General features: G+C 68.7%; 10 protein-coding genes. All 10 read right to left on the bottom strand.

Annotation, left to right across the window (positions count from 1 at the left end; translation table 11 throughout):
• Positions 1 to 330 (bottom strand): hypothetical protein (locus Q8S60_RS00050; RefSeq protein ID WP_305668255.1); only part of this gene is annotated, 330 nt, incomplete at its 3' end.
• Entirely contained in the window at positions 327 to 698 is a 372-nt protein-coding gene (locus Q8S60_RS00045) for a hypothetical protein (protein WP_305278650.1), read from the bottom strand. The genes Q8S60_RS00045 and Q8S60_RS00050, both read right to left, overlap by 4 nt.
• Before the next feature lies 1 nt (position 699).
• On the bottom strand, positions 700 to 1,119 hold the full coding sequence (locus Q8S60_RS00040; protein WP_305278649.1) for a hypothetical protein: 420 nt from the start codon (positions 1,117 to 1,119) through the stop codon (positions 700 to 702).
• Between the two features lie 106 nt (positions 1,120 to 1,225).
• Positions 1,226 to 2,458: a hypothetical protein gene (locus Q8S60_RS00035; protein ID WP_305278648.1), complete on the bottom strand. Its 1,233-nt coding sequence runs from the start codon at positions 2,456 to 2,458 to the stop codon at positions 1,226 to 1,228.
• A 207-nt stretch (positions 2,459 to 2,665) separates the two neighbouring features.
• Positions 2,666 to 3,160: a hypothetical protein gene (locus Q8S60_RS00030; protein ID WP_305278647.1), complete on the bottom strand. Its 495-nt coding sequence runs from the start codon at positions 3,158 to 3,160 to the stop codon at positions 2,666 to 2,668.
• A gap of 26 nt (positions 3,161 to 3,186) precedes the next feature.
• Entirely contained in the window at positions 3,187 to 3,441 is a 255-nt protein-coding gene (locus Q8S60_RS00025; protein ID WP_305278646.1) for a hypothetical protein, read from the bottom strand.
• The gene (locus Q8S60_RS00020; RefSeq protein WP_305278645.1) at positions 3,438 to 4,091 is read right to left on the bottom strand and encodes a hypothetical protein; all 654 of its coding nucleotides are present in this window, start codon (positions 4,089 to 4,091) and stop codon (positions 3,438 to 3,440) included. The genes Q8S60_RS00025 and Q8S60_RS00020 overlap by 4 nt, the downstream gene beginning before the upstream one ends.
• A gap of 1 nt (position 4,092) precedes the next feature.
• A complete protein-coding gene (locus Q8S60_RS00015) occupies positions 4,093 to 4,446 on the bottom strand; it encodes a hypothetical protein (protein WP_305278644.1) in 354 nt (117 codons plus the stop codon).
• Positions 4,439 to 4,780: a hypothetical protein gene (locus Q8S60_RS00010; RefSeq protein WP_305278643.1), complete on the bottom strand. Its 342-nt coding sequence runs from the start codon at positions 4,778 to 4,780 to the stop codon at positions 4,439 to 4,441. The genes Q8S60_RS00015 and Q8S60_RS00010 overlap by 8 nt, the downstream gene beginning before the upstream one ends.
• A 154-nt stretch (positions 4,781 to 4,934) precedes the next feature.
• A partial coding sequence (locus tag Q8S60_RS00005; RefSeq protein ID WP_305668254.1) for a phage regulatory CII family protein occupies positions 4,935 to 5,211 on the bottom strand: 277 nt, incomplete at its 5' end.

Raw genomic sequence — 5,211 nt, 5'->3', positions numbered from 1 at the left:
CACCGCCGCTGCCTCCCGCGCCATTGCGACGAGCAACCCGATCCGTTCGGCGAAGGTCCGCGCGCGGTCCGTCTCCATGGCGCCCTCTTCCCGTGCCGGCACGAGGTCCGCCGCCGCGTCGAGCGCCGCCTTGACATTCGCCACGATGTCGAGCGCCTGGCCGCGCGTGCGGCCCGCCTCGAAGAGCAGCCGGTCCAGCTCGCCCTCCGGCGGCGGCACGCCCGCGCGCGAGGCGGCGATCGACCCCGCCGCGATCATGTCCCCCGCGCGTGAAAGCGCCTCCGAGGACGGCCAGGGAACGGTGTGCAGGGGTTTCGGCGCCTCGGTCATGCCTCCCTCCCGATCGATCCGATCTCGACAGGCTCTTTTCCGCTGGGCAAAAGATCGCGCTCCCGGCAGCGATAGGGCGTTGCGTCTCCTTCGCGGGCCAGGATGTAGGAGATGCCGCGCTCGTCGACACGGCACATGAGCGGGCGCGGCTCGCCGACGAGATCGGCAAGGGCCCAGTCCGGTGAAAATCCCGGCGGCACGGCCGTCAGAACGACAAGTTCGGGTGGGAAATGCCCGACCGCCTTGTTGCGCCGGACCTTCACCACGTCGCCGCGTTTGAATTTTGCGCCGGGACATGGCGGCGTTTCTCCGCGTTGTCCGGTGAGCCGGCTGATCCCGCCTTTGCCAATCAGGAAAACATCGCTCATGTCACAGCTCCCAAATCCATTTCTCGGCGAGCGAGCCGCCGGCCGCTACGTGTTCCTCGCAACACTTCAGGATGCGCTCCGACGATTCCCTGAACTCGTCGTCGGGTCCGCCCGCTGCGAGAGACGCCTCGGCTTCCTCTTTCATCTCCTGATAGGTCGAGGCGCATGCTTCGCAGGACATCTCGCCCTCCGAATATCGAAAACCCTTGTCGCCTTCGAAGAGGAGCGTCTCGCAACCGACGCACTTGCCGAGGATCACGCCTTCGTCGGTCATCTTCTCGACGATGGATTCCCGCATGGCATTGAACTTCTCGGCCATCGCCGACCACGTTGCGCTGGCCGCATGCGCCTGCGCTTCGAGCGTCGTCAGCTCGCCGAGAAGCTTGCGCATCGGCTCGACCATTTTTTCCCGGTCCTTCATCCTCTTTCCTTTCCCTCAACCTTGCGCGCGGAGGGCGCCGGTCATCCATGATGACAAGTGTCACCTGCCCTCCGCCGCCTCCAGCGCACGGCGTGCGCCGCCTGCCTCATACCCGCATCGGCATGACGACGAAGACGCGGCCGTCATCCGTCTTCGGTTCGATGCGCATCGGATCTCCGCCGTCGCCGGGCCACAGGCGCATCAAGCTGTCGTCGACGGCCTCGGCGGCGGCGGCGAGATAGCGCCAGTTCACGCCGAAGGCGGTTTCGCCGCCGGCCCAGCCGATATCCATCTCGTCTTCGCCCGCCTCGCCGAAATCGCCCTTCGCCTCGACGCGCAGCACGCCGTTCGACAATTTCAGCAGCACGCCCGGGGACGGTTTGTGCTTCTCGTTCTCGACTGCGTTGAGCGCCACCGAGCAGGCCTTCAGCGCCTGCAGCAGGCGGGCCGTGTCGATCTCCGCCTCGCCGCCATGCGCGCCCCGCGCGGGGATCACGCGGGCATAATCGGGGAAGGTCCCGTCGACGAGCTTGGAGCGATAGGTGACGGGGCCGATGTCGCCGGCCACCTCGATCTCCGCTTCCATCGCGCGGTCGCTGAAGGTGAGCCGGCAGGCACGGTCCTCGACCAGCGGCACCAGCGCCTTCACCGCCTCGTTCGGCACGATGTAGCCGGCGCCGCCATGCGGCGCGTCTTCCATGCCCTCGCCCGCGTCCGGCAGATCCACGGGCACGAAGGCGAGCCGGTGTCCGTCCGTCGCGGTGGCGGCGAGACGGTCGCCGGCGCGGTGAAAGAAAAGCCCGTTGAGGTAATAGCGCGTCGCCTCGTAGGAGGCGGCCCATCGCGCCGAGAGCAGATGCTTCATCGCGCCTTTCGGCAGAGCGAGCGTGACGGCCGGCGTGACGCTCATCAGATCCGGATAGTCCTTCACCGCCAGCGTCGCGAGGCGGAAGCGGCTGCGGCCGGAGCGCAGCTCCGCGCGGCCCTCCTCTTCCGGCGGTGCGGCAAAATCCACATTCGCGCCTTCCGGCAGTCCGTCCACTATGCCCTTGAAGCGCATCGCCGAGACGGTGGCGGCCCCGAAGACGCCGGCGGCTTCGGCGCATTTCTCCGCGCCCGCCGCGTCCGGCGTCCCCGCCGCGACGCCTGCGTGATAGAGCTGGATCGGCGACATCTGCGTCACCGCCGAATTGATGCCGACAAAGGCGCGTGCCTGGGCGGCGTCGTCGGCCGTGACGATCCAGCACGGCACCTCGCGAATGGCCGGATGCAGCAGCGCGGCGGTCGCCCGGTGCTGCCCGTCTATGATCGCGAAGCGCCCCCCCCCCAATAGCGACACAGGTGACGACGCCGAACAGCGCCCAGTCGAAACCCTCGACCATGCGGCGGATATTCGCCTCGCCGCGCTTGCCGATCTCGCGCTGGTAGCGCGTGTCGACCACGAGCTTTTCCGGTGCGATCCAGGCGAAGCGCGGCCTCGCATCCTCGCGCACCGGCGCCGGGCGGGGACGGTCGGCAAAGGCGATACGGGCCAGCGCGCGGTGTGTCACGGGCGGCGCCCGTGCAGGCGGATGGCGGAAGCCATGCGCGCGAACCAGTCGCGGGCGAGGGAGAAGGGATCGGGCTTTGCAAAGGTTTGGCGCATGCGGCGGTCAAACTCGCCGCGGGTCATGTGGCCAGCCTCGAATTGCGTTTCCAGCGCCCTGCGCTCTTTCCACCCTTCGATGGGAATCTCTATGCGGTTCGGCGCGACGTCTGTATCCGCCATCAGCATAGAGGTCGGCACGCCGAAAGCTTCCGCGATCTGGCGCCGCTGCCCGTCGGCGAAGCGGACGAAGAGGACATCTGCCTCCCCCGCCTCCCGCTCTTCCCGCGCCACCGCCGCCTGCTCGACGAAGAGCAGCGCGAGGCCAAGCAGCGCCATGGCGATGGCGGCGAAGATCACGAAGAGCGTTTCGCTCATGCCGAGCGCGACGCCGGCGATGCCGATCAGGATGCAGCCCGTCCCCGCCCCGGCGAGCAACAGAAGCACGGTCCGCATCGCGCGATGTCTTCCGGTTTCCGTTTTCATAACGCACCGATCTCCCTTGCCTTGAACCGCTCGATGTCGAGCACCTGCGCGCCGAGGCGCGGTTCGCCGTTGCCGCGAAAGCGGATGAGTTTCAGCGGCACCCATTCGAGAATTTCCTTGCCGCCGGCGATGAACGTCAGGCGCACCGAAAGCTCACGGATGACCTGCACGTCGCATTCGAGCTCCACCGGATATTTCAGCGGCGGTTGCTCCGCGCGGGAATGCCCGCCGAAAAGATCGCGCGTGTTCATGGATGCCTCCTCACGGGTGCATAAAGCCGAGCGAAGGGTTCGCGGGGCGGACCGCCGAGCGAGGGCGCGCGGTCATGGGTTCGTGCCATGCCGCGGCTCCAGTCCCAGATGAACCAGGAGCAGTTCATCACCGGGCTCCCCTGCCCGGTCCAGTCGAGGCGGAAGCCGAGCGGGTGAACGCGGGACGGCGGCAGCTCGCGGAAGAGCGTGTCGCGTTTCGCCTTGTCGGTGGCGTGGAAGAAGTCGGACTTCAGCAGCAGCGCGAGATAGAGCGCGCCGAGCGCGGCGGCATGGCGGATGAACTCCTCGACCAGCTCGCCGTAAGGCGGATTGGTCACGATGATCTTTGCGCGGAGCTTCCGCGTGGTGCGGAAATCGACGCCGCCCTCTCCATAGCCGCGATCGACGAGATCCGTTGCCATCACCTCGAAGCCCGCTTCCGAAAGCACGCGCGCCATGCGGCCGCGCCCGCAAGCGGGCTCCCAAAGCTGCTCCGAGACAGCGCGCATCCGCCGCCCCTCGCGCGCGATGAGCGCCAGCGTGCCCGCCTCCTCGGTCTCGTGAAGCTGATTGGGATTGCCCGCGCGCGCGGTGCCGATGCGCTTCGTGAGCCTGTTGCCCCGCGTCTTTTGTGTGCCCCCCTCGCCCATGTTAGCGCCCCCGCTTTCCGGGCGGGGCGAAACGCTCGCCGGGTTCGAAGCTCGGCCGCGCTCCGCCCGTATAGGTGACGGAGACGGGCGGCAGAGCGCGGCGCACCAGCTCGCGCGCGCCGCGAAGGTGATGACGCAGCTCGGCGCGCAGCGGATGCGCCTCGCCGCAAGCCGCGAAGGCGGCGGCCGCGCCGCGTAGTGCCAGCCAGACCGGCCGGTCGAGACCGGATGCGAGCGGCACGGCGAGCAGGCGCGTCAGTTCCGATTGCATCTGCGCCTCGCGGCCCGGCAGCGCGACGAGAATGCGGTCGATGGCGACCAGCAATTCCTGTTCGGGCGTGAGGCGGCTAGGCATGCCCGGCGCCCTTCTTCCCTCGCCCCTGCGGGGAGAGGGAGGGAGCGCGCTCACGCGCGGAAGGGTGAGGGGGCGCCTCATGTGCCGGAACGACGAGACCGGCCGCACCGGCCGCCAGCGCGTGCCAGAGCAGCGACAGCACCGGCGGCATGTGGGTGCCCGCCATCTCCATATGCTGGAGCCCGTCGGCGATGCGCCCGGCGAGATCGCCATGCAGCTGCATCGCGGCACCTGCCCCGGCGAAAGCCGGGGTCGCCGCATCCGTCACGGTCAGCACATCGCCGGCATAGGCCCAGGTAAAGCGACGGTCGATCTCGAACAGCGGCTCGGTCATCTCCGCTTCCTCCCTTTCCCGCCACCCTCCCTCGAGGGGAGGGTCAAATCCGCAACGCGGATTTGGGGAGGGTGCTGGCCCTCGCGGCGCAACCACGCGGCCTCCGCCTTCCGGTCGGCCTTGCAGATGCCCTTGTTCGTGCGGTTCGCCTTGCTCACCGGGCACCGCCTTCCAGCGCCACGAGCGCGGCGCGCAGCGAGACCAGCTTCTCGATCGCCTCGTCGACCTCGCGTGTGATCTTCAGCGCGCGGACTTCCTCGGCCGTGATGGTGCCGCCGACGGAGAGCGCCTGGCCGACCACGGCGATCGCCTGCCCGCATTCCTCCGCGATGGCGCCGAGATGACGGCCCCACTCGCCCGTGCCGTCGAGACGCGGCAGCGCGATCAGCACATGACCGAGCTGGCGGGCGATCTCGCGCGTGAGATGAGGG

The organism is Parvibaculum sp., from assembly GCF_030694575.1.
Taxonomy (GTDB): domain Bacteria; phylum Pseudomonadota; class Alphaproteobacteria; order Parvibaculales; family Parvibaculaceae; genus Parvibaculum.
This window is presented reverse-complemented; position numbering and strand designations above follow the sequence as displayed.

What these genes read in the sequence shown, in the direction of transcription:
- Q8S60_RS00045 (WP_305278650.1), bottom strand. Translation starts at nt 698, where the DNA reads ATGAGCGATGTTTTCCTGATTGGCAAAGGCGGGATCAGCCGGCTCACC.
- Q8S60_RS00040 (WP_305278649.1), bottom strand. Translation starts at nt 1,119, where the DNA reads ATGAAGGACCGGGAAAAAATGGTCGAGCCGATGCGCAAGCTTCTCGGC.
- Q8S60_RS00030 (WP_305278647.1), bottom strand. Translation starts at nt 3,160, where the DNA reads ATGCGGACCGTGCTTCTGTTGCTCGCCGGGGCGGGGACGGGCTGCATC.
- Q8S60_RS00025 (WP_305278646.1), bottom strand. Translation starts at nt 3,441, where the DNA reads ATGAACACGCGCGATCTTTTCGGCGGGCATTCCCGCGCGGAGCAACCG.
- Q8S60_RS00020 (WP_305278645.1), bottom strand. Translation starts at nt 4,091, where the DNA reads ATGGGCGAGGGGGGCACACAAAAGACGCGGGGCAACAGGCTCACGAAG.
- Q8S60_RS00015 (WP_305278644.1), bottom strand. Translation starts at nt 4,446, where the DNA reads ATGCCTAGCCGCCTCACGCCCGAACAGGAATTGCTGGTCGCCATCGAC.
- Q8S60_RS00010 (WP_305278643.1), bottom strand. Translation starts at nt 4,780, where the DNA reads ATGACCGAGCCGCTGTTCGAGATCGACCGTCGCTTTACCTGGGCCTAT.